We start from the raw sequence: 22,178 nt of genomic DNA on the forward strand, positions 1-22,178 counted from the left end.
GCCTCGTGCGTTCATCGGGATCACCCCACCTATTTCAGCATCGTCCGCAACAGCGCCCGCAACTGCGCCGGCTTGACCGGCTTGCCCAGCAGCGGAATGCCCCAGCCATCCATCCGGGCCTTCAACGCCTCGCCCCGGTCGGCGGAGATCATCACCGACGGCACCGGACGCCCGAAATGGTCATGCAGCCGCTCAATCACGGCATCGCCCGTCTCGCCATCGTTCAGATGATAATCGACCAGGATGACGTCGGGCGCTTCGCCCTCGGCGAAGGCCGCCACCGCCTCCTCGAAACCCGCCGCCGTCGTCACCGCGCAGCCCCATCCGCCGAGCAGCGTCGCCATGCCGGTCTGGATCGCCCGCTCATTGTCGACGACCAGCACCTTCAGCCCGCGCATCGACCGGTCGCTGCGCGGCGCGCTGCCGCCCTCCCCTTCCTCCACCACCGCCTCGCCCGGCGGCACGCGGATGGAGAAGGTCGCGCCCTGCCCCGGCACCGATTCCAGCGTCACCTCATGGCGCAGCATGTCGCTCGCCCGGCGGACGATGGCGAGGCCCAGCCCCTTGCCGCCCGCCCCCCTGCCCCCAGGCGTGTCGAGACGGCGAAACTCCTCGAAGATCAGTTGCTGCTTGTCGAAGGGAATGCCGGGACCGCTGTCGGCCACGCTCAGCCTTATCCCGTCCGCCTCCGCGACGCAGGCGACGCGAACCGACCCGCGCTGGGTGTAGCGCAAGGCGTTGGACAGGAAATTCTGGAGAATCCGCCGCAGCAACCGGATGTCGGAGCGGACCCAGACCGGGGCCGTCTCCACCGCCAGCACCAACCCCGCCGAGCGCGCCATCGGCGCGAATTCCGTCCGCAGCGTATCAAGCAGCCGGTCGATGCGGAAATCGCTGATCTCCGGCTGGATCGCGCCCGCGTCGAGGCGGCTGATCTCCAGCAGCGCCTCCAGCAGATCCTCGACCGAATCCAGCGCAGTGGAAGTCTGGTTGACCAGCGCCCGCGTCGGCAGCGCCAGCCGCCGGTCGCCCAGCGCCGCGACGAACAGCCGCGCCGCATTCAATGGCTGCAACAGATCGTGGCTGGCAGCGGCGAGAAAGCTGGTCTTGGACAGGTTCGCCTTCTCCGCCGCCGTCTTGGCGTCCATCAACTGCGCCTCGATCTGGCGCCGCTCGGCCACCTCCGCCTCCAGTTCGGAGGTGCGTTCCGCCACGCGCCGCTCCAGCGTCTCCGCGGTCTCGCGCAGCGCCGCCTGCGCGCGCAGCATGTCGGTCACGTCGGTGAAACCGATCACCTGCCCGCCGCGCTGCATGGCGTTGCTGCGAATCTCGAAACTGCGCCCCCCGGCATGGACCAGTTCGCTGCGATGGCGCGCCCCGCCCCGGTCGAGGCAGCCCTTGTCGTCCATGCCCAGCGTGCCCCGGCACCAGTCCAGCAGCGCGGCATGGCTATCCCGCTCCTGCGCCCAGTCCTCCGGCAGTTCCAGCAGCCGTTGCAGCGCCTCGTTCCACGCCGCCAGCCGCCCCTCGGCATCGAACAGGCACACGCCTTCGGACAGATTGTCGAGCGTCGCCTGCAACACGATGTTGCGCTCGGCCAGTTCCCGCGCCCGGTCACGGGCATCCTCCGCCTTCACCTCGGTTATGTCGGTATAGATGCCGACGATGCCGCCCTCGCTGGTGCGCAGCTCGTTGATCTGCACCCAGCGCCCGTCGGACAGCGCCTGCACATGCCCGCCCTCCGCCACGCTATGGCGCGCCAGCCGGTCCGACACCCATCGGTCCTGCCCCACCGGGCGGTGATGGGCGGCGGCGAGCTTGGCGATCTCGTCGAAATTCATGCCCTCGCGGATATGATCCGCCAGTTCCGGCCAGAAACCCAGATAGGCTTCGTTATAAAGGACCAGCCGGTCCTCCGCGTCGAACAGGACGAACCCCTCATTGATCGAAGCGATCGCATCGCGCAGCCGCATCCGCGCCGCGTCCGCATGGCCATGGGCAGAGGCGAGGTCGGCATTGGCCTCCGCCAGCTTCGCCAGCGCGTCCTCCAACTGCACGGTCCGCTCCCGCACCATGGCTTCCAGCGAGATCGCCGTCTCGAACATCGAAAAGGCGTTGCCGGCCATGTCGCTCGACCGTTCGACCCGGTCGATCAGCGCCGCATTGATCTTGCGCAACTTGCGGTTCTCGTCCCGCAATGCCTCCAGTTCGGCGGAAGAAAGCGCCGCCTCGCTCATCGCCCGATAGCCAGCCCGCTGAAGGTCTGGTTGACGTGCAGCGCATGATATTGCTCGCCATAGGTGTTGAAGCCGATCACCCGATGCCGCCCGTACAGCTCCGACACGGCGCGGCTGATCTGCCGCTGCTCGGCATCGATGCGGTTCAATACGCAATCGAAGGCGATGATCCGGTCGACCGGCCCCACCTCCGCCGCGATGTCCGCGAACAGCGCGTCCATCCGCGCAATCCGGTCCACCGGCTCGCCCACGGTCATCACGATCCCCTCATCGATGGCACAGTAGAAGGTAAGGCTGCCGTCGGGGTTCGCACTCTGGATCGACCGCACATGATAATCGCCCCCCGCCCGCACCATCAGCGGATGCGCGGCATAGAAGGCGACGCCCAGCGCCTCGCCCGCATGGCCCGCCAGCCGCAGATATTCCTGCGCGGCGGGTTCCGCATTGATCTCGGTCACGATCCGGTCCTGCGGAATGGCGCCGGTGACGACCATCTTCGCCTCGCTCGGCCGGTAATGCTGCGCCTTGAACACATGCAGCGGGCGCGGCGTGGAGAGGATCGCCACCACCGCCGCATGGGCGTGGAAGCGCCCGCCATCGAAGATCGCCGTCTCGCGAAAGGCCATGCCGTCGCCCGACGACCCGCCGATCAGCGCGATGTCGCCCAGCCCGTCCTGGATCGTCATGGTCAGCAATTCTTCCCGGTGCGACAGCCCGTCGACCAGGAACAGCGCGACATGATTGACCTTCTCGCCCAGATGGCGGCTCTCCCGCTCGGCGCGGGCGGCAAGGCCGCGCACGGCTTGGCGGGCGGCGGCGGGATCGAAATTCTCAATGTCGTCGAAGCAGAGCGAGGTCATGTGAAAGGCCGAAGCCGGGAAGCCGATGACGCTCAGGCTGTCCTCGTCATAGCCATTTTCGGTCAGCTCGCCCGAACTTGTGCAGCCGATCGCCACCACCCCCTCCGTCCTGCGGTTGACCGCCCGGGCCAGCGCGTCCCGGTCGAAACGGTGCGAGCAGAACAGCAACATGCCGGCCAGCGGCTCCTCGCCCAATTGCCGGGCGACTTCAGCCATGGCCTTGGCCGGATCGCCCGCATGGCTCGACGCAAAGGCGATTTCCGATGCCAGCACCGTCATGTTCCTCTCCCCGCATTTTCTCCCTGTTCTGCTTGTCTAATGGGAATCAGCCGCCGCGCAAAGGCTCGCCCGCCGCGGCGAGCACTTCCGCCTCTTCATCGGTGAAAACCCGCGAGCGGACGATGAAGCGCATCCCCTCCGGGCTTTCCAGCGACATGCCCGCGCCCCGGCCCGGCACGACGTCGACAGTGACCTGGGTATGCCGCCAATATTCGAACTGCGCCGCGCCGATCCACACCGGCACGTCGCCCGCGATATGGCCGAGGAGCACGTCCTGCCCCCCGACCCTGAACTCGCCGCGGGGGAAGCACATCGGCGCGGAGCCATCGCAACAACCGCCGGACTGATGGAACATCAAGGGGCCGTGGCGCGCGGTCAGCCGGGCGATCAAGGCTTCGGCTTCCGGCGTGGCGAGGATGCGGGGCGGAAGGTTCATCATCATCATCATCTCCAGTTCCCCTCCCGTAAACGGGAGGGGTTAGGGGTGGGCGCGAGCATAGCGAGCTTCCAGCTTAGCCATTGCAGAATGGCGCTAAGGTTGCGCCAGCCCACCCCCCGGCCCCCCTCCCGCTTGCGGGAGGGGGGAAGGAAAAAGGCGGGCGCCCATCCCCGGGCGCCCGCCGAAACCGAAGGCGTGAAAGAGGAGAGGCCCGCCTTCGGCATGCGACCCGCCGCTCGCCTCAGAAGAACCCAAGCGCCTTGGTCGAATAGCTCACCAGCAGGTTCTTCGTCTGCTGATAATGATCGAGCATCATCTTGTGCGTCTCGCGCCCGATGCCCGACTGCTTGTATCCGCCAAAGGCCGCATGCGCCGGATAGGCATGGTAGCAATTGGTCCACACCCGCCCGGCCTGGATATTCCGCCCCATGCGATAGGCGGTGTTGCCGTTGCGGCTCCATACGCCCGCGCCCAGCCCGTAAAGCGTGTCATTGGCGATGGCGAGCGCGTCCGCCTCATCCTTGAAGGTCGTGACCGACAGCACCGGTCCGAAAATCTCCTCCTGGAAGATGCGCATCTTGTTATGCCCTTCCAGCACGGTCGGCGTCACATAATAGCCCTGCTCCAGCTCGCCGCCCAGATGCGCACGCGTACCCCCGGTCAGCACCTTCGCGCCCTCATCCCGACCGATGTCGATATAGGAAAGTATCTTCTCCAACTGGTCGTTCGACGCCTGCGCGCCGATCATCGTTGCGGGATCGAGCGGGCTGCCCTGCACGATTTTCTGCACGCGGGCGACGGCGCGCTCGATGAACTTCTCGTAGATGCTCTCCTGCACCAGAGCGCGGCTCGGACAGGTGCAGACCTCGCCCTGGTTGAGCGCGAACATCGCAAAGCCTTCCAGGCACTTGTCGAAATAATCGTCGTCCGCGTCCATCACATCGGCAAAGAAGATATTGGGCGACTTGCCGCCCAGCTCCAGCGTCACCGGAATGAGATTCTCCGACGCATATTGCATGATCAGCCGCCCGGTCGTGGTTTCCCCGGTAAAGGCGATCTTCGAAATCCGCTTGTTGGTGGCGAGCGGCTTGCCCGCTTCCACGCCGAAGCCGTTGACGACGTTCAGCACGCCCTCCGGGATCAGGTCGCCCACCAGGTCCATCAGCACCATGATCGACATCGGCGTCTGCTCGGCGGGCTTCAGCACCACGCAATTGCCCGCCGCCAGCGCCGGGGCCAGCTTCCACGCCGCCATCAGGATCGGGAAGTTCCACGGGATGATCTGCCCCACCACGCCCAGCGGCTCATGGAAATGATAGGCGACCGTGTCATGGTCGATCTCCGCAATGGAGCCTTCCTGCGACCGCACGCAGGCCGCGAAGTAGCGGAAATGATCGATGGCGAGCGGAATGTCGGCGGCGGTCGTCTCGCGGATCGGCTTGCCGTTGTCGATGGTCTCGGCCATGGCGAGCAGGTCGAGATTCTCCTCCATCCGCTGCGCGATCTTGTTGAGGATATTGGCCCGCTCGGTCGCGGACCGCTGGCCCCAGCCTTCCTTGGCGCGATGTGCGGCGTCCAGCGCCAGCTCAATATCCTCGGCGGTCGAACGGGCGATCTTGCACACGCTCTGCCCCGTCACCGGCGAGATATTGTCGAAATAATCGCCCCGCGTCGGCGCCACCCACTGGCCGCCGATGAAATTGTCGTATTTCTCGCGGATCAGCGTGTGCCCTGAGAACCGCGCCATTGCCTGCTGTAACATCCATCCTCTCCCGGACTCGTCTGAAAGTTGGGGACAGGATGAACCTTTCGAGGGAATGGACAATTAGACCTTGGGTCGGCTTCAGGCTCTCGCTTCCGCCCCTCCGTTCGCGGCGCGGTGGCGCAAGGGTATCCGGGTATCGACATCCGCGACGCCCAGCCGTTCCTTCACGGATTTCCGCGCCCGCTGCAGGATTTTCTCGGCCGCCTTCCGGTCAGTCGTCATCCGCGCCATGACGAGCGCGCCCAGCGCTTCGGAAAAAGCGGCGTTCGCCGCCTCTTCCGGATCGTCACAACCGGCGCGCTCCAGCAGGCGGGTCATGCCGTCGATCAGCCCGCCCATGCCCCTGGTCAGCCGTTCCCGGCTGTCTTCGGACAAATGGCCCAGTTCGCTGGTGAGCGAGGGGATCGGGCATCCCGTCTCCGGATGGCCGCGATGCGCCATCGACAGATAGCCGTCGAAGAATTTCGCGAGCGCCGCGCGCGGATCACCAATGTCGAGCAGGGCCAGGAACCGCTCATAGCGCTCATGGAACATATGCTCGATCGCATGCGCCACCATATCGTCCTTGGACGCGAAATGCGCATAGAAGCCGCCGACCGTCAGCCCCGCGGCGGACATCACATTGGCCACGGCGACCTTGTCGATGCCCTGGCAACGGATCGCGCGCGACGCTTCCGTCAGGATCCGCTCCCGTGTGCGGGCCTTATGTTCACTCGGGTATCGCATTCCTCATTCCATAAGCGGCCGGTCGCAGCCCCTTATGACGAAAAAGACGGTTGTCCGCCATGGCTGCCACGGCGGAGATAATATTATAACCGTTCAGTTCAAGCGATTTCCGTTCGCGACGGCGCTGGACAAGGACCAACAGGCAAGGAAGCGGACGGGGCGAACCCCGTCCGGTTTTTTTCAGCATATCATTTGAACTTGACGCCCAGCGTGACGCCATAGGTCACTGGCATGCCGGCGAACCTCACGATCGCATCATAAGCGGTCTGCACATTGGTCGAATAATATTTGTTGGTGACGTTCTTGCCCCAGACGGACAGCTTCCAGGCGCCGTCCGCGGCTTCCACACCTGCGCGCAGATCGAGCACGCCGTAGGACTTGATCTTGAAAAGATCGTCGAACGCGTAATCGTTCCGGCTGTTCGCCGGCAGCACGATCCCCCGCGATCCGCCGATATTGGCGTTCTGATCGCTCCGCCAATTATAGCTTGCGCCGACGAAGGGCTTAACGTTGCCGACCTGCCATTTATAATCGGCCGACGCGTTGAGCTGCCATTTCGGCGTGTAGGGGATGGGCGATCCGGCGAAGTCGGTGAAGCTGTTCGTCCGGCTGAAGTTGGAGAACTCCAGGATCTTGCTGTCGATATAGCTGCCCGCCACGCCGATGCTGAGGCCGCGGATCGGATTGCCGCTGACTTCCAGTTCGACACCCTTCAGCTCGGAACGGGGCACGTTCACCAGCGCTTCGAGCAGGCCGAAGACCGGGTCGGGCACCTTGCCGCGAAGCTGCTTGTCGCTGTACTTGTAATAGAAGCCCGCGCCGGTCAGGTTGATGCGGCGGTCGAACAACTCCGCCTTGAAGCCCGCTTCGAAGCTCAGGATCGATTCCTGCGTGACCGCCCGGCTCTGCTCGAACGATGCGCCGGACAGGAAGGGGAAGCTGCCCGCCTTATACCCGCGCGCGACGTTGCCGTAGAATAGCAGTCCCTTGCGCGGCTTGAAATCCACGCCGACGCGCCAGGACACATTGTCCTCATTGAGCTTGGCGCGCAGCTCGCCCGGCAGATAGGTCGCAGGCGTGCCGTCGAAGGTCACATTGTCGAGCGCGGCGCATTGATCATTGGCTAGCGGCGCGACGGGCGTGAAAGTGGGCGTGAAGCCGGGGATCGGAATGGCCCCGAACTGGATGCCGTTGGCGATGCCGGTGAAGGTGGCGGCGAATGTGCCGTCGCCGCGATCATAGGTGCAGTTGGAGAAGGAACGATCCGCCTGGGTATAGCGGATGCCGCCCTTCAGCGTGATCTGGTCGATGACGTCGAATTCGACATTCGCGAAGCCCGCATAGTTGCGCATATTCTGCTGCGAACGCAACCGGTCGCCAGTGAAGCCGAAGATCGGCGCGGCGCTGATCTCGCTGAAGTTGAGCGTGCTCCGCTCCCGCGTATTGGTGCGCTCATAATTCGCGCCGACAACCCAGCGCACGCGCTGATTGCCGGAATTGGCGATGCGCAGTTCCTGGCTGAAGCTGTCGACCCGGCCGAAAGTCTCCCCATAATCGCCATTGGCGAGCGCAGTGCCGTCAAATTCGAACCGGCCATTGTCGCGCGAATAGGCGGAATAGGAGGTGATCGACGTCAGCGTGATGCTGTCCGTCAGGTCCAGATCGCCGCGCAGGACGGCCTGGCCCATCTTCTCCAGGATGTTCGGCTTGGAATAGGGTTCCCAATCGGCGGCGCGGGCATTGTGCGGCGCGAACGGCAGCGTCAGCAATTCGCCCGGAACGGTGGCCGGAAACTGCGGGATCAGGCCGACAAATTGGGGCGCCGCAGGATCGCTGGAATCGCGCCAGCCATTGAGGTTCAGGCGGAAGCGCAGGCTGGAGGTCGCATCCCAGTCCAGCAGGATACGCCCCGCAATATAGCCGACCTGGCCGTTGCGCTCATGGGGGCGGGTATAGCTATATTGCCAGTCGTCGCCCATGGCGCCGTTGATGGCGATGCGCCCCGTCAGGTTTTCGGCCAGCGGGCCGCTGATATAGGCATTGCCGTCGACGCGGGAGAAGCGGCTGTAGCTGAGATCGCCCCCAGCCTCGAAACTGTCGGTCGGCTTGGCAGCGATGAAGTTGATTGCGCCGCCGGTCGAATTGTTGCCGAACAGCGTGCCCTGCGGCCCCTTGAGCACTTCGATGCGCTCCAGGTCGAAGGCAGTGTGGGATGTCATGACCGGCAGCGGCTGCGGCGCTTCGTCCAGATAGACCGAGACGGTGGGATAGCTCGCCAGCGTGCTGTCGTAGAAACCCACGCCGCGCAGCGTGTAGACCGGCGTCGAATATTGGGTGGGCTGGAACGTCAGCGACGGCACGGCGCGCGACAGATCCGACAGGGACGTGACCTGCTGGTTCTTGAGCGCTTCGCCGGACAGGGCGGTGACGGCCAGGCCGACATCGTTCAGCGACTGTTCGCGCTTGTTGGCGGTGACGACGATGTCGGCGCTGTCCAGCGACGGCTCCTGCTCTTGCGACGCGGCGCCCGTCTGCGCGGCGGCGGCCGACGCGGCCAGCCCGACGATCGCGGCGGTTCCCAATAATATGGGCCTATAGATATTTACAAACGATTGCATTCGTCTCCCCTCCTCAAGCAAGCAATATGATAGTCCGGCTTGGCCGAAGGGACTTTCCGATCCTCTTCCGCCAAGAAAATCCCGCGAAGCCGTTTCACTGGCCGCCAGAGGCTTGGAAAGCGACTCTGGCCGGCTTCTGCAATCGTTTGTAGATGCCGCAGGACCAGGCTCAGGTCAAGAGGCGACATGCCTGTCCGGCCCAAATAGCGCGGACCGGCAAATCCGGCGGCGCGCGACGGACAGGGCTGGTCCGCTCTTCGGCCCGTCCAGTCCGGAGAAGGATGAGAGAATCCTGTTGCTTTTCCGGGATCGAGGTTCAGAAATCAGTTCAGGCTTTACGGCTTATGCAAACGATTGTAACAAGGCCTCCGCTCATATTCAGTCAGGAGAGTGCTCATGGTCGACGCAACATCAGCTAAGGGAAATGCGGGGCGCGGCGACATAGTGATTCGGAACGCCACGATCCTGACCATGGACCCGAAGCTGGGCGATCTGGCGGGCGCAGACATCCATATCCGCCATGGCGAGATCGTGGCGATCGGCCAGGCGCTCGACGCCCCCGGCGCGGAGGTGATCGACGGATCGCGCAATATCGTCCTGCCGGGCTTCATCGACACGCATTGGCACCTCTGGAACGGCCTCTTCCGCGGCCTGGTCAGCTATTACCGGCCCGATCTGGGCTATTTCCCGATGAAGAAGCTGCTGGGCAAGCTCTTCACCCCCGATGACATCCATTGGGCCGTGCAACGCGGTCTTGCCGAAGCCGTGCATGCGGGCATGACGACCGTCCACAACTGGGCGCACAATATCCAGAGCCCCGCCCATGCCGACGCCAATATCAAAAGCCATATCGCGACGGGCGTGCGCGGCCGCTTCAGCTATGGCTGGGCCGAGGGTCAGGCCGATGACCAGCCGATGGACCTTGCTGACCTGCCTCGCGTGAAGGAGGAATGGTTCGCGGACGGCCATGACCATCTGCTGCACCTGGGCATTTGCGTGCGCGGGCCGGAAACGCCGCAGCCGGAAATCCGGCGCGACGCCTATCTGAAGGAATGGGAAACGGCCCGCGCCCTGGGACTGCCCATCACCATGCACGCGGCGCAGATGCGCGCCGCCAGGTCAAGGGCGATCGAGCTGCTGGAGGCGGACGGCCTTCTGGGCACCGACGTCCAGCTCGTCCACTGCATCCATGCCTCCGCCGACGACCGCAAGCGCATGGCCGATTCGGGCACCAGCCTCAGCATCAGCCCCCTGATAGAGCTTCAGGTCGGCATGGGCTTTCCCCAGACCGGCGAAATGCTGGAGGCGGGGGTGCTGGTGTCGCTTTCCACCGATACCGTCGCCGTGACCGGCGCGAACATGTTCGCGATCATGAAGGCCACGCTCGACATCGAAAGAGGACGCGCCGAGAATATGGCGCTGTCGCCCCGGCGCGTGCTGGAAATGGCGACGATCGACGGCGCGCGCGACGTGGGCATTGCCGACAGGGTCGGATCGCTCGTTCCCGGCAAGCGCGCCGACCTGATCATGGTCCGTCTCGACCGGATCAACGTCTCCACCCTGCCGGCGGCGGACTGGGTCAGCCTGCTGATCCATCACGCGCAACCGTCCAATGTCGATCTCGTCATGGTCGACGGGCGGATATTGAAGAAGGACGGCAAGCTGACCACGCTCGACGAGGAACGCATCATCGCCCATTCGGAACAGGCGATCACCGGCCTCATGCAGCGCGGCGGCCTGCTGGCCAGCGCCTGACGCCCTTTTCCCGACATTTTCTTCATAGGCAGGTCCCATGCCAGGCTTTATCGCACAGCTTCTTGAATCCCGCTGGTTCCTGTTGGCCGCAAGGTTGCTGCTGACGTTCGTCTTCTGGACCGGCGGGCTCGCGGGGATATTCGATTTCCCCGGCCGGGTGGCCGAGATGCGCCACGCAGGCCTGGCTCCGGCGGAACTTTATGTCGTTGCCGTCACCCTCGTCGAACTGGGCGGGACGGCCCTGATCGTCGCCAACCGCTGGTCCTGGCTCGGGGCCGGCGCGCTGGGCGTGTTCCTTGCCCTGACGGTTCCGGTCGGTCATCCCTTCTGGACGATGGCGGAACCGCAGCGCACGATGTCCTTCTTCATTGTCCTCGAACATGTCTCGGTCATTGGCGGGCTGATGCTCGCCGCCTCGCTGGGACATCTGACCACAGGCGGGAAAGCGCGGTAAAATACGCGCCCCGACGCAAAAAGGGGGACGCCGGATCAGGTCCGGCGTCCCCCTTTTCGGTTCCTCACGCCAGCCGCAATGCCTTGCGCGCTTCGGCGGGGCTTGCGAGCTGCCCGCCCAGATCCTCGACGATGCGGCGCGCCTTCGTCACCAGTTCCGCATTGCTTTTCGCCAGCACGCCCTTGTCGAGATGGATCGTATCCTCCAGCCCGATCCTGACATGGCCGCCCGCCAGCAGCGATTGCGCGACCGTGGTGAAGGCGAAGCGCCCGATGCCGAACGCCCCCCATATGCTGCCAGCAGGAAGCTCGCCGCGCGCATAAAGGATGGTTTCCGGACTGGGCTGGAAGCCATATCGCACGCCCGTCACCAGCGAGCAGAGCGGAGCGGGATCGATCGTGCCGTCCTTCACCAGATCCGCCAGCATCGCGATGTCGCCGGAATCGAACAGCTCGATCTCCGGACGCGCTCCGGATTCCCGGATGATCGCCGCCATCTTCCGCACATTGACCGGCGTGTTGATGACGACCGCCGATCCGGAATTCATCGTGTTCAGGTCGAGCGTGCAGATTTCCGGCCGCAATATGCCGATATGCTCGACCCGCTGTTCCGGCGGCAGCAGCGTCGTGCCGGGGCCCGCCACGCTGGGGTCATCCTGCGAGGGAACGAAGCGGCCGCCCGGCCCGGTCGTGATATTCAGGATAAGGTCGGGATTGGCGTCGCGGATGCGGTCTACCGTCTCCTTATAATGGGCGATCGCCATCGACGGCTTGCCGCTTTCCGGATCGCGGACATGGAGGTGGACGACGGCCGCGCCCGCCTTCGCTGCCTCCAGCGCGGAGGCAGCGATCTCCGCCGGCGTCACCGGCAGGAAAGGCGTCTGCTCGCGGGTCGTGAGATTGCCCGTCACCGCGCAGGTCAGCACGAAGGGGGCCTGGATCGGATAGGTCGAGCTCACAGCGCGCGCCCTCCGTCGACCTGGATGATGTGTCCCGTGGAGTAAGTCAGGTGGGTCGCGCAGGCGGCGATGGCGCGGGCGATGTCGTCGGCGCTCGCGATCCGCTTGAGCGGCGTCGCGTCGGCCACTTTCTCCGAAAAATCCGCGCCTCGGCCCGGAACGAAGCTGGTATCCACGACGCCCGGCGAGACGGCCAGGATGCGGACTTCCGGCGCGAGCACGCGGGCAAGCGCCTTGGTCATCACGTCGATCCCGGCCTTCGCCGCGCAATAGGCGATGTTCGAACCGACGGCAGTGAAGCTGGCGATGGAGGACAGCGATACGACCAGCCCATCGCCCGATGCCTTGAGCAGCGGGGCAAGCTCGCGGATCGTGGCGAACTGAGCGCGCCAATTCACCTGGAACATCTCGTCGATGAACTCGTCCGTCAGCGCGTCCAGATCGCCATGGGGAATCGCCTTGGTGAAGCCGCTGGCGTTGATCAGCCCGTTCAGCGCCCCTCCGCATTGCGCGGAAAGCGAATCCCGCAATTGCTGCAACGATGCGGTGCTGGTGATGTCGACGGGGTGCAGGCCGCCGCCATGCGCAAGCGAGTCGAGCACCGCCGCGCCGCGCTCCGCGATCGTCGCCGCCCGGTCGGCAATATGCACGACAGCGCCTTCGGCCGACAGGGCGCGCGCGGCGGCCGAGCCAATGGCCCCCGTTCCGCCGACGACTAAGAAGCTTTTTCCCGTCAACGGGCTGTTGATGCGCATGCTGGCGTTCCTCCGCGGATGAGTGATTGCGAATTTCGCGAATAGCATTACAATCGATTGCAATGAATTTGCAAGCACGGAGACCAGGATGGAGGAATTCGGAACGGCCAGCGCCATCGCGGAAGCGGTCAGGGCGCGGCGCGTCAGCGCATTGGAAGTGGTGGACGCGGCGATCGCCAGGATCGAGGCGCGCGACCCGACGCTCAACGCCTTCGTGCATCGCGGGTTCGAACAAGCGCGCCAACGCGCTGCCGCCATCGATTCGAGGATAGGCGACGGGCAGGATGTCGGCCCGTTGGCAGGAGTGCCCACCGCGCAAAAGGATTTGTTCAATTTCTATCCCGGCTGGCCCAGCACGTTCGGCGGCATCCGCCCGCTCCGGCATTTCTCGCTGGACCTCAAGACCACCTACCCCCAACGCATGGAGGATGCCGGCGCCGTCGTGCTGGGCATCACCAACTCGCCAGTGATGGGATTTCGCGGGACATGCGACAATCCCCTGTTCGGCCCCAGCCGCAACCCCTTCAACCCGGACCATAATAGCGGCGGATCGTCCGGCGGCGCGGCGGCGGCGGTCGCGGACGGCATGTTGCCAATCGCGGGGGCCAGCGACGGCGGCGGATCGATCCGGATACCCTCCTCCTGGTGCGGGACGTTCGGCTTCCAGCCCTCTTATGGGCGGGTGCCGATGGTGATGCGGCCGAACGCCTTCGCTGGCGTGCTGCCTTTCGTCTATGAAGGCCCCATATCCCGGACCGTGCGGGACGGCGCGCTCGCCATGCTGGCGCTGGCCGGGCACAATCCCGCCGACCCCTTCAGCGTCGCGAACGACGTCGACTGGCTGGGCGCGCTCGACCGGCCGGTCAAGACTCTGAAGATCGGCCTTGCGACCAGCCTGGGCGGCTATCCGGTCGACCCCCGGGTGGCGGGGGCGATCGGTGCGGCGGCGCGGGGGCTGGAGGAAGCGGGCATGACCGTGGTCCCGCTGGATTTCGCGCTACCCTGCTCGCATGCGGAACTCACCAATCTCTGGTGCCGCATGATGGCCGGGATGATGATTTCGGTGTTCGACGGCTTCAAGGCGCAGGGCCTCGACATATTGGGCGACTTCCCGGATTCGATCCCCACTGAGCTGGCGCAATGGATCGACATCGCGCGCGGCCTCAGCCGCCGGGAGGTCGAGGCGGACCAGGAACTCCGGTCCCGCGCCTTCGACATGCTGCAGGGCGCGCTATACGGCGTCGACATGATCGCTTGCCCGACGACGGCCTGCCTGCCGGTGAAGAACGCGCTCGACGGCAACACCAAGGGCCCGTCCGAGATTGCGGGGGAACCAGTCAATCCGCTGATCGGCTTCTGCCTGACCTATCTCACCAATTTCTGCGGCAATCCGGCGGCTTCCTTGCCCGCCGGGCTGGTCGACGGGCTGCCTGTCGGCCTGCAACTGATCGGCCGGCGCTGGGCCGATGCCGATCTGCTGGCGGCCTGCGCCGCCTTCGAGGCGGCCCGGCCCTGGCAGGATAGCTACGCCATCTGCGCCGCCCGTCCGCTGGCGTGAAACGGAAAGGCCCCGGCCTGTGACGGCCGGGGCCTTGGCTCCGCTCAGTCGATCGGCGGCTTGGGAATATAGGCCTCGCCCGCATGCATCGCGAAGGTGCGCTCCATGCGATAACTGCCGTCGGCCTGCTTCTCATATTGGCCGATCAGGCCAGGCGTGACCCCGAAGACGACGTCGGTGTCGATATATTGATCGCCATTCACGAACACCTGCGAAATGCGGGTTTCGTAACCCGGCTTCCACAGCAGGAAATGGAGATGGGCGGGCCGGAAGGGGTGCCGCCCCTGCGCCCGGAGCAGACCGCCAACCGGACCATGGGTCGGCACCGGATAGCCCGCCGGCAGGACGGTGGTGAACCAGAAACGGCCTTCGGCGTCGGTGGTGAACTTGCCGCGCAGGTTCATGTCGACCTGATCTTCGTCCTGATTTTCGTACAGACCGACGGGGGAAGCATGCCATACGTCGACCTCCACCCCTGCAATCGGTTGCCGTTGCGCGTCGATCACCACCCCCTGCACTTCCAGCTTCGGACCGGGCGTGGCCGACCGGCAGATGGTGGCGCCATTTTCCGTCCGGGGCGAGTGCATGCGCCAGAACGGCCCCAGCAACGCCTCGGCCTCTTCCAAATGGTCGGGATCGCCGTCGCACAGCAATGTCGAAAAACCCAGCACGTCGGACAGCAGCACCGCTTCATTGTGCCGGTCGTTGGTCGCCTTGCCCACGGCGTTCAGGAAATCCAGGGCAATATCGAGTTCGGGCCGGGTGAGACGGGTCCGACGCGCAAAGTCGTGGAGATTCTCGACCAGCGCCTCCATGATCTGCCGGAGGCGCGGATCGGGCGTCCCGGACATGGCGCGAATCACCTCCTGCGTGATCGCTGTATCGGCTTTTGCTTGCATGTTTTGCTCTCCTACGCGGAATGCCGCGACGCCAGGGGCTGGTCCGTCGCGGAAGATGGCATTTGACATCCTCCGCTCACACCAACTACAATCGATTGCAAAGTTCAACCCCATTCTCACGCATTCCCCAAGAGCCGGCATGGTCCAGCCACTATTTTCTCCCTTGAACCAACAGGATAACAGGAATGAAGGATTCCCAGAACGGCGTTACCCGGCGGCTTCGCCTGATGGAAAAGGCGAATGACGCCGCCAGCATTCGCCTTCCCGTCGAGTCGAACGTGCGTTTTGAGGTCAAGCCGGATCAGGTGCTTGTCGAGATCGCCTGCGCGGCCGTGAACCCCAGCGACGTGAAGGCGGCGATCGGCATGATGCCCTATGCCGTCTGGCCCCGCACGCCGGGGCGCGATTTTTCCGGCCGCATCGTCGAAGGTCCAGGCCCGCTGATCGGCCGCGAGGTTTGGGGATCGAGCGGCGATTTCGGCATCCGGTGCGACGGCACCCATGCCTCGCATCTCGTGCTCGATCTCGATTGCGTCTCGCAAAAGCCGTCCAACATCTCGCTGCTGGAGGCGGGCGCGGCGGGCGTCCCGTTCGTGACCGCGTGGGAAGGTCTGCGCCGCGCCGGCTTTCCCAAGGAAGGCGAGACGGTCCTGGTTTTCGGCGCCAATGGCAAGGTGGGCCAGGCCACAATGCAGATCGTGACGCTGCTCGGCGCCCGCGCGATCGGCGTCACCCGCCGGGACGAACCCTATATCGGCCATGCCAACGCGCCGGTGGAGATGATCGACGCCAGCGCCGTCAACCTGGCCGAAGCCGTCCGCGACCTGACACAAGGCGAGGGCGCGAGCCTTATCTACAACACCGTCGGCAGCCCCTATTTCGAGGCGGCGTCGGACGCGCTGGCGAAACGCGGCAAGCAAATCCTGATCGGGACGATCGACCGCGTCATCCCCTTCGACATATTGAAATTCTATCGCGGCCAGCATGAATATATCGGCATCGACACGCTGTCGCTCAGCACCCGCGACACCGTGGCCATGCTGACGGCGATGACGCCGCATTTCGAAAGCGGTGCGCTGCGCCCCTTTGCGGTCGGTGAAGCCTCCATCCATGCGCTGGAGGACGCCGCATCCGCCTATGCGAAGGTGATGCAGTCGGATCGCGACCGCATCGTCCTGGTCCCGCGCTGACATGCACGTCACCCGTTTCGCGGAAGCGCCCGAATATAGCGCGCCCGGCCATGACGGCATGCGCTGCCTGCGCATGTTGGGGAAGGAAGCCTGCCCGTCCGGATTCGCCTGGATGGGCCTGTCGATCATCGAACCGGGCGGCTGCATCCAGCCGTCGGCCTCGCCCTATGAGAAGCTGTATCTTGTCGTCGAGGGCGAGCTGGAATTTTCCGGCGGCGGCGCTCCGACGACGCTGGGCCGGTGGGACGCATGCCGGTTCGCGCCGGGCGAAGAGCGAATGATCGCCAACAGGTCCGGCCGGCAGGCCACGGTCGTGCTCGCCATGGCCAACATGATCCTGGATTCCGACACGGGCGCCGCAAGAAGCGCGTAACCAATCATCCGCTGATGGAGAGGTCATATGTATGTACGCAATGCCTGGTATGTAGCGGGCTGGGCGCAGTCCCTGGCCCATGGGGAACTGCTCGCCCTCAAGATCCTCGGCAAGCCGATCGTCATCTATCGAAGCGGGACGGGAAGGCTGGCCGCGTTGGAAGACCGATGCCGGCACCGCGCCGCTCCTCTGTCCAAGGGCCGGGTCGAGGGCGAGGACATCCGGTGCATGTATCATGGCTTCAAATATGGAGCGACGGGCGTCTGCACGGAGATTCCGGGCGTCGTCGCCATCCCCTCCGCCGCCCGCGTCACCGCCTATCCGGTGGTCGAGCGGCATAGCTGGATCTGGATCTGGATGGGCGATGAAGCCAGCGCCGACCCCGCGCTGATCCCCACCGTCAGCGGGATCGACGAAGGCCGGTTCGTCCTGAAACCGGGCGTCATCGACTATCAGGCGGCGGCCGCCCTGATCTGCGACAATCTCCTCGATTTCAGCCATTTGAGCTATGTTCACCCCAACAGCTTCGGCGTAACGGACGAATGGGCCCGCACCCGCCCCCGGATCGAGACGCGCGAACGCGGCCTGCATCTGGAACGCTGGGTGCTCGACCAGCCGCCGCCCCATCACCAGCCGGAGCTGGGCCGGATCGACTATTGGAACGAATATGAGTTTTCGGTTCCGGGCATATTGAGCCTGACCTTCAAGATGTTCCCCGTCGGCACCGCCGAACGTCATGCGGGCCAGGCTCCGGGCGACGACCCGTCCCTGCTCTCGTTCAGCTATGCGCTGCAGGCCGTCACGCCCATGACGGACCGCACGGCGCGCTATTTCTTCGCCTATGGCCCCAGGGTCGAAGAGGATGTCGACGGCTATGCCGAGGCTTTCTCCGCCGTCGCGAACGCGGCCTTCCTGGAGGACAAGGAGATTATCGAGGCGCAGCAGGCGCGGCTGGCGGATGGCGAAGCCGACATGCTGATCGTCCGCGCGGACTCGGCCCTGGTGCAATATCGGCGGCTCATCGAACGCTTGTCGGCCGCCGAGACCGGCCTTGACGAAAAGCATTAATACGCAACTTGATCTGCAATCGATTGCAAGTTAGTTTTCATGCCGTGAGTCGCCGCTTCGACGGCGAAGCTGGATGGGTTCAAAACAGCGCTGAGAGGACCAGCCATGTCTGAAGGTAAGATTGTCGCCGGCTTTGTGGCGCCACACCCCCCGCATCTCGTCTATGCCGAAAACCCGCCCCAGAACGAAGCCCGATCGGAGGGCGGCTGGGAAATGCTCCGCTGGGGCTACGAGCATGTCCGCAAGAGCATCGAGGAATTGAAGCCGGACGTGCTGCTGGTGCATTCGCCGCACTGGATCACCCTGGTCGGCCACCATTTCCTCGGCGTGCCGCGCCTGACGGGCAAATCCGTCGATCCCATCTTCCCGAATCTTTTCCGCTACAATTTCGACATGCAGGTCGACGTCGAACTGGCGGAAGCCTGCTGCGCGGAGGCGCAGGCTGTGGGCCTTACCTCCCAGATGATGCGCAATCCCAATTTCCGCGTGGATTACGGCACCATCACCACCTTGCACATGGTCCGTCCGCAATGGGACATCCCGGTGGTGGGCATCTCCGCCAATAATTCCCCTTATTATCTGGAACTGGACGAGGGCATCGAGGAAATGCAGCGGCTGGGCGTCGCGACCCGGCGCGCCATCGAAAAGAGCGGCAAGCGCGCCGTCCTGCTCGCCTCCAACACCTTCTCGCACTTCCATTTCCATGAAGAGCCCGAGATTCCCGAGGATATGAGCCGGGAGCACCCGCAAAGCTACAAGGGCTACAAGTGGGACATGCGCATGATCAACCTCATGCGGCAGGGCAAGCTGCGCGAGGTGATGGACCTCTTCCCCGAATGGGTCGAGGAAGCCTTTGCCGAAGTGAAGTCCGGCGCCTTCCCCTGGATGGTGTCGGCCATGGACTATACCGACGTTCCGGCGCAACTTTACGGCTATGGCACCGTCATCGGCACGGGCAATGCCGTGATGGAATGGCGCCTCGCTTCCTGATCCCCGGCCTGGAGCGCGCCGCCGCGAACCCGGCGCGGCGTGCTCTTCGTTCTTCGTTACCGCATCGTCGTCACGCAAACCGATTCCTTTTTTGCGCGCGATGCTCTGGAATTGGAGTTCCACATGCCAATCGTTTCCGCATTTCTGATGCCGGGCAACCCGCTTCCTTTCCTCCGGCCCGACAATCCCGCCTGGCGTCCGCTCGCTGACGCCAGCCATGCGGCGGGCCGGGCGCTTGCCGCTTCCAGGCCCGACGTTCTGCTGATCTATTCGACGCAGTGGTTCGCGGTCTTGGACGAATTGTGGCAGGCGCGGCCCCACAGCACCGGTATCCATGTCGACGAGAATTGGTACGACTATGGCGACCTGCAAATGGACCTGCGCGCCGATGTCGAGCTGGCCCATGCTTGCGCCACTTCTACAAACGATTGCGGATATAAATCGAAGACTGTCGACTATGAGGATTTCCCGATCGATTCCGGCACGATCGTCGCCAACGCCTTTCTGAACCCCGGCGGCGTCATCCCCGCCGTGGTCGCCGCCAACAATCTCTATCAGGACTTCGCCACGACGGAGGCACTGGGCAAGCTGGCGGCGGCGCAGGCCGATCTGCAGGGCAAGCGCGCTGCCGTGATCGGCATCGGCGGCCTTTCGGGCCGCTATTTCGATCATGCCATCGACATAGCGGAGGACCGCATCGTCCGCGATGAAGATGATGCCGCGAACCGCGCCTTGCTCGACGCCATGCAGCGGGGCGACGAAGCCCTGCGCCATCAACTGCCCCACTATCTGGAGACGGCCAAGGGCGAGATGGGAATGAAGCATCTCGGCTGGATCTTGGGCGCCACCGGCGGCTTTAAGGGCGCGACCGTGCATGGCTATGGCGCGACCTACGGAGCCGGGGCGGCTGTCGTCGAATTCACCCTCAACTAACCGGCCAGCACGGCGCCTTCGGGGGCCGTGCCGCCTCGGAGCGAACATGCCACGAATTGACTATCGCAATTTCATCAACGGCCGTTTTGTCGAAAGCAAGCGGCGGTTCGAGGACATCAACCCAGCCACGGGCCAAGCGCACGCGATCGTCCATGAAGCGGACGAAAGCCTGGTCGAAGAGGCCGTCGCGGGCGGCCGGCGGGCGCTGGAAGGCGATTGGGGCAAATCGACGGTCGAGGAACGCGCCGATCTGCTCGACAGGATCGCCGCGGGCATCGATCGCCGGGCGCAGGATTTCCTGGCCGCCGAAGTCAATGACACGGGCAAACCGGCGGCGCTGGCGGGGTCGCTCGACATCCCGCGCGGCGCGGCCAATTTCCGCACCTTCGCCAACATCATCCGCACCGCGCCGGGCGAGGTCTATGAAAGCCCCACGCCCGACGGCGGCGGCGCGCTCAACTATACGCTGCGCCGTCCGCTGGGCGTGGTCGGGGTGATCTCGCCCTGGAACCTGCCGCTGCTGCTCTTTAGCTGGAAGGTCGCCCCTGCCCTCGCCTGCGGCAATGTCGTCATCGCCAAGCCGTCGGAAGAAACCCCCGGCACCGCGACGCTGCTGGCGGAGGTCATGGCGGAGGCGGGCGCGCCGGAGGGCGTGTTCAATCTTGTCCACGGCTTCGGCCCGAATTCCGCCGGAGAGGCGATCGTCAAGTCGAAGGGCGTCAACGCGATCACCTTCACCGGCGAATCGAAGACCGGCGCGACCATCATGCGCCAGGCGGCCGAAGGCGTGCGCCCGGTATCGTTCGAACTGGGCGGCAAGAATGCGGCGCTGGTCTTTGCCGACTGCGATTTCGACAAGGCGGTCGAAGGCGTGGCCCGCTCCACCTTCCTCAACACCGGCCAGGTCTGCCTCTGCACCGAGCGGGTCTATGTCCAGCGACCGATCTACGATCGCTTCGTCGCCGCCCTCGCCGCCAAGGCCAAGGCGATGCGGCTGGGCGATCCGTGGGATAGCCGGACCGAAATGGGTCCGCTCATCTCCTGCGGCCATCGCGACAAGGTGCTGTCCTATTACGACCTCGCCCGCGAAGAAGGCGCGGAGGTCGTCGCGGGCGGCGGGATCGCGGAGCTGCCCGGCGCGCAGGCGGGCGGTTGGTATATACAGCCCACGGTCTGGACCGGCCTGGCCCAGAATTCGCGCTGCATGCAGGAGGAGGTGTTCGGCCCTGTCTGCAACATCATCCCGTTCGATGACGAAGCCGAAGCCGTGCACCTGGCGAACGACAGCAAATATGGCCTGGCCTGCGCGGTCTGGACCAGCAATCTGATGCGCGCCCACCGCCTCGCCGGTCAGATCGAGGTCGGGCTGGTCTGGCTCAACACCTGGTTCCTTCGCGACCTGCGCACGCCGTTCGGCGGCGCCAAGCTGTCCGGCCTGGGGCGCGAGGGCGGCCGGCACTCGCTCGATTTCTACTCTGAACTCAAAAATGTGTGCATCAAGCTATGACCTCTCCTATCGAACAGGCTGCCCGGCAGCTCTTTTCCGCACAGGCCAGCGGCACCCCCTGCCCGCCCGTGCGCGGGCTGCTGCCTGACGGCGACCTTGCCGCCGCCTATGCGGTGCAGAACCTCAATGTCCAGCGCGCCGAGAAGGACGGTCGGCGCATCGTCGGGCGCAAGATCGGTCTCACGGCGAAAAGCGTGCAAAAGCAATTGGGCGTCGATCAGCCCGATTATGGCATTCTCTTCGCGGACATGGAGGTGCAGGACGGCGAGACCATCGCCTGGGATCGCGTGCTCCAGCCGAAGGGGGAGGCGGAAGTCGCCCTCGTCCTCGATCGGGATCTTGACCGCAAGGATACGACGCTGACCGAACTGGTCGCCGCGACCGCCTATCTGCTTCCGGCGATCGAAGTCGTCGGCAGCCGCGTCGCCAATTGGGACATTTCCATCCTCGATACGATCGCGGACAATGCGTCCAGCGGCGCCTATGTGCTGGGGGCGACCCCAAAGAAGCTGGCCGACGTCGATCTGCGCCTGTGCGGCATGGCAATGTTCCGATCAGGCGAGCCGGTGTCGGTCGGCGCGGGCGCGGCCTGCCTAGGCCATCCCCTCAACGCCGCCCTGTGGCTGGCGCGCACCATGGCGAAGGTCGGACGGCCCTTGCAGGCGGGCGATGTCGTCCTGACCGGCGCATTGGGACCGATGGTCGCCGCCCGGCCCGGCGACGTCCTCGAAGCGCGCATCGAAGGGCTGGGATCAGTCACGGCCGTCTTCGGACGGGAGGCCATATGAGCAAGACGAAGCCAGCGGCCGGCCAT

The 22,178-nt window shown here is 64.8% G+C and carries 19 protein-coding genes; 10 read left to right on the forward strand and 9 right to left on the reverse strand.

Going from position 1 to position 22,178, the window contains the following annotated elements; all coding sequences use genetic code 11:
* Positions 1-29: 29 nt before the first annotated feature.
* From HUK72_RS20725 to HUK72_RS20750, 6 genes are all read right to left on the reverse strand, one after another.
* Entirely contained in the window at positions 30-2,237 is a 2,208-nt protein-coding gene (locus tag HUK72_RS20725; RefSeq protein ID WP_176598488.1) for a NahK/ErcS family hybrid sensor histidine kinase/response regulator, read from the reverse strand.
* Positions 2,234-3,376: an FIST N-terminal domain-containing protein gene (locus HUK72_RS20730; RefSeq protein ID WP_176598489.1), complete on the reverse strand. Its 1,143-nt coding sequence runs from the start codon at positions 3,374-3,376 to the stop codon at positions 2,234-2,236. The genes HUK72_RS20725 and HUK72_RS20730 overlap by 4 nt, the downstream gene beginning before the upstream one ends.
* 46 nt (positions 3,377-3,422) lie before the next feature.
* Positions 3,423-3,815, reverse strand: a complete 393-nt coding sequence (locus tag HUK72_RS20735) for a DUF779 domain-containing protein (protein WP_369806042.1) — start codon at positions 3,813-3,815, stop codon at positions 3,423-3,425.
* Positions 3,816-4,056: 241 nt separating this feature from the next.
* Positions 4,057-5,577, reverse strand: coding sequence for an aldehyde dehydrogenase (gene adh, locus HUK72_RS20740; protein ID WP_176598490.1), 1,521 nt, complete (start codon positions 5,575-5,577; stop codon positions 4,057-4,059).
* An 81-nt stretch (positions 5,578-5,658) separates the two neighbouring features.
* The gene (locus HUK72_RS20745) at positions 5,659-6,306 is read right to left on the reverse strand and encodes a TetR/AcrR family transcriptional regulator (RefSeq protein WP_176598491.1); all 648 of its coding nucleotides are present in this window, start codon (positions 6,304-6,306) and stop codon (positions 5,659-5,661) included.
* 188 nt (positions 6,307-6,494) lie between these two features.
* The gene (locus HUK72_RS20750) at positions 6,495-8,924 is read right to left on the reverse strand and encodes a TonB-dependent receptor (protein WP_176598492.1); all 2,430 of its coding nucleotides are present in this window, start codon (positions 8,922-8,924) and stop codon (positions 6,495-6,497) included.
* A gap of 396 nt (positions 8,925-9,320) precedes the next feature.
* Here HUK72_RS20750 and HUK72_RS20755 point away from each other — a divergent pair, with 396 nt between their 5' ends.
* Together HUK72_RS20755 and HUK72_RS20760 are read left to right on the forward strand one after the other, a co-directional pair.
* The gene (locus HUK72_RS20755; protein WP_176598493.1) at positions 9,321-10,679 is read left to right on the forward strand and encodes an amidohydrolase family protein; all 1,359 of its coding nucleotides are present in this window, start codon (positions 9,321-9,323) and stop codon (positions 10,677-10,679) included.
* A gap of 37 nt (positions 10,680-10,716) precedes the next feature.
* Positions 10,717-11,133 carry a DoxX family protein gene (locus HUK72_RS20760; RefSeq protein WP_176598494.1) on the forward strand — a complete coding sequence of 139 codons (417 nt, stop codon included), beginning with the start codon at positions 10,717-10,719 and terminating at the stop codon, positions 11,131-11,133.
* A 64-nt stretch (positions 11,134-11,197) separates the two neighbouring features.
* On the opposite strand, the gene HUK72_RS20765 is transcribed toward HUK72_RS20760, so the two are convergent.
* Positions 11,198-12,091: a 3-keto-5-aminohexanoate cleavage protein gene (locus HUK72_RS20765; RefSeq protein WP_369806024.1), complete on the reverse strand. Its 894-nt coding sequence runs from the start codon at positions 12,089-12,091 to the stop codon at positions 11,198-11,200.
* Positions 12,088-12,846 carry an SDR family NAD(P)-dependent oxidoreductase gene (locus tag HUK72_RS20770; protein WP_176598495.1) on the reverse strand — a complete coding sequence of 253 codons (759 nt, stop codon included), beginning with the start codon at positions 12,844-12,846 and terminating at the stop codon, positions 12,088-12,090. The genes HUK72_RS20765 and HUK72_RS20770 overlap by 4 nt, the downstream gene beginning before the upstream one ends.
* An 88-nt stretch (positions 12,847-12,934) precedes the next feature.
* On the opposite strand from HUK72_RS20770, the gene HUK72_RS20775 reads away from it, so the two are divergent.
* A complete protein-coding gene (locus HUK72_RS20775; RefSeq protein ID WP_176598496.1) occupies positions 12,935-14,404 on the forward strand; it encodes an amidase in 1,470 nt (489 codons plus the stop codon).
* 44 nt (positions 14,405-14,448) lie between these two features.
* Here the strand turns inward: HUK72_RS20775 and HUK72_RS20780 are convergent, their stop codons facing one another.
* Complete coding sequence (locus tag HUK72_RS20780; protein WP_176598497.1) at positions 14,449-15,303, reverse strand: dioxygenase; 855 nt, start codon at positions 15,301-15,303, stop codon at positions 14,449-14,451.
* A 185-nt stretch (positions 15,304-15,488) separates the two neighbouring features.
* Between HUK72_RS20780 and HUK72_RS20785 the strand changes: the two genes are divergently transcribed.
* From HUK72_RS20785 to mhpD, 7 genes are all read left to right on the forward strand, one after another.
* Complete coding sequence (locus HUK72_RS20785; protein ID WP_176598498.1) at positions 15,489-16,493, forward strand: zinc-binding alcohol dehydrogenase family protein; 1,005 nt, start codon at positions 15,489-15,491, stop codon at positions 16,491-16,493.
* 1 nt (position 16,494) lies between these two features.
* Positions 16,495-16,866 (forward strand): cupin domain-containing protein, encoded by a 372-nt coding sequence (locus HUK72_RS20790; RefSeq protein ID WP_176598499.1) that lies wholly within the window; start codon positions 16,495-16,497, stop codon positions 16,864-16,866.
* 27 nt (positions 16,867-16,893) lie between these two features.
* Positions 16,894-17,934, forward strand: coding sequence for an aromatic ring-hydroxylating dioxygenase subunit alpha (locus HUK72_RS20795; RefSeq protein ID WP_176598500.1), 1,041 nt, complete (start codon positions 16,894-16,896; stop codon positions 17,932-17,934).
* 105 nt (positions 17,935-18,039) lie between these two features.
* Complete coding sequence (locus HUK72_RS20800) at positions 18,040-18,924, forward strand: tRNA U-34 5-methylaminomethyl-2-thiouridine biosynthesis protein (RefSeq protein WP_176598501.1); 885 nt, start codon at positions 18,040-18,042, stop codon at positions 18,922-18,924.
* A gap of 123 nt (positions 18,925-19,047) precedes the next feature.
* Positions 19,048-19,857 (forward strand): tRNA U-34 5-methylaminomethyl-2-thiouridine biosynthesis protein, encoded by an 810-nt coding sequence (locus HUK72_RS20805; RefSeq protein WP_176598502.1) that lies wholly within the window; start codon positions 19,048-19,050, stop codon positions 19,855-19,857.
* A gap of 46 nt (positions 19,858-19,903) precedes the next feature.
* The gene (locus HUK72_RS20810; protein ID WP_176598503.1) at positions 19,904-21,364 is read left to right on the forward strand and encodes a 2-hydroxymuconic semialdehyde dehydrogenase; all 1,461 of its coding nucleotides are present in this window, start codon (positions 19,904-19,906) and stop codon (positions 21,362-21,364) included.
* The gene (gene mhpD / locus HUK72_RS20815; RefSeq protein ID WP_176598504.1) at positions 21,361-22,152 is read left to right on the forward strand and encodes a 2-keto-4-pentenoate hydratase; all 792 of its coding nucleotides are present in this window, start codon (positions 21,361-21,363) and stop codon (positions 22,150-22,152) included. The genes HUK72_RS20810 and mhpD overlap by 4 nt, the downstream gene beginning before the upstream one ends.
* The last annotated feature ends 26 nt before the right edge of the window (positions 22,153-22,178 follow it).

The sequence above is a fragment of the Sphingobium sp. 15-1 genome (assembly GCF_013375535.1).
GTDB classification, from domain to species: Bacteria; Pseudomonadota; Alphaproteobacteria; order Sphingomonadales; family Sphingomonadaceae; genus Sphingobium; species Sphingobium aromaticivastans.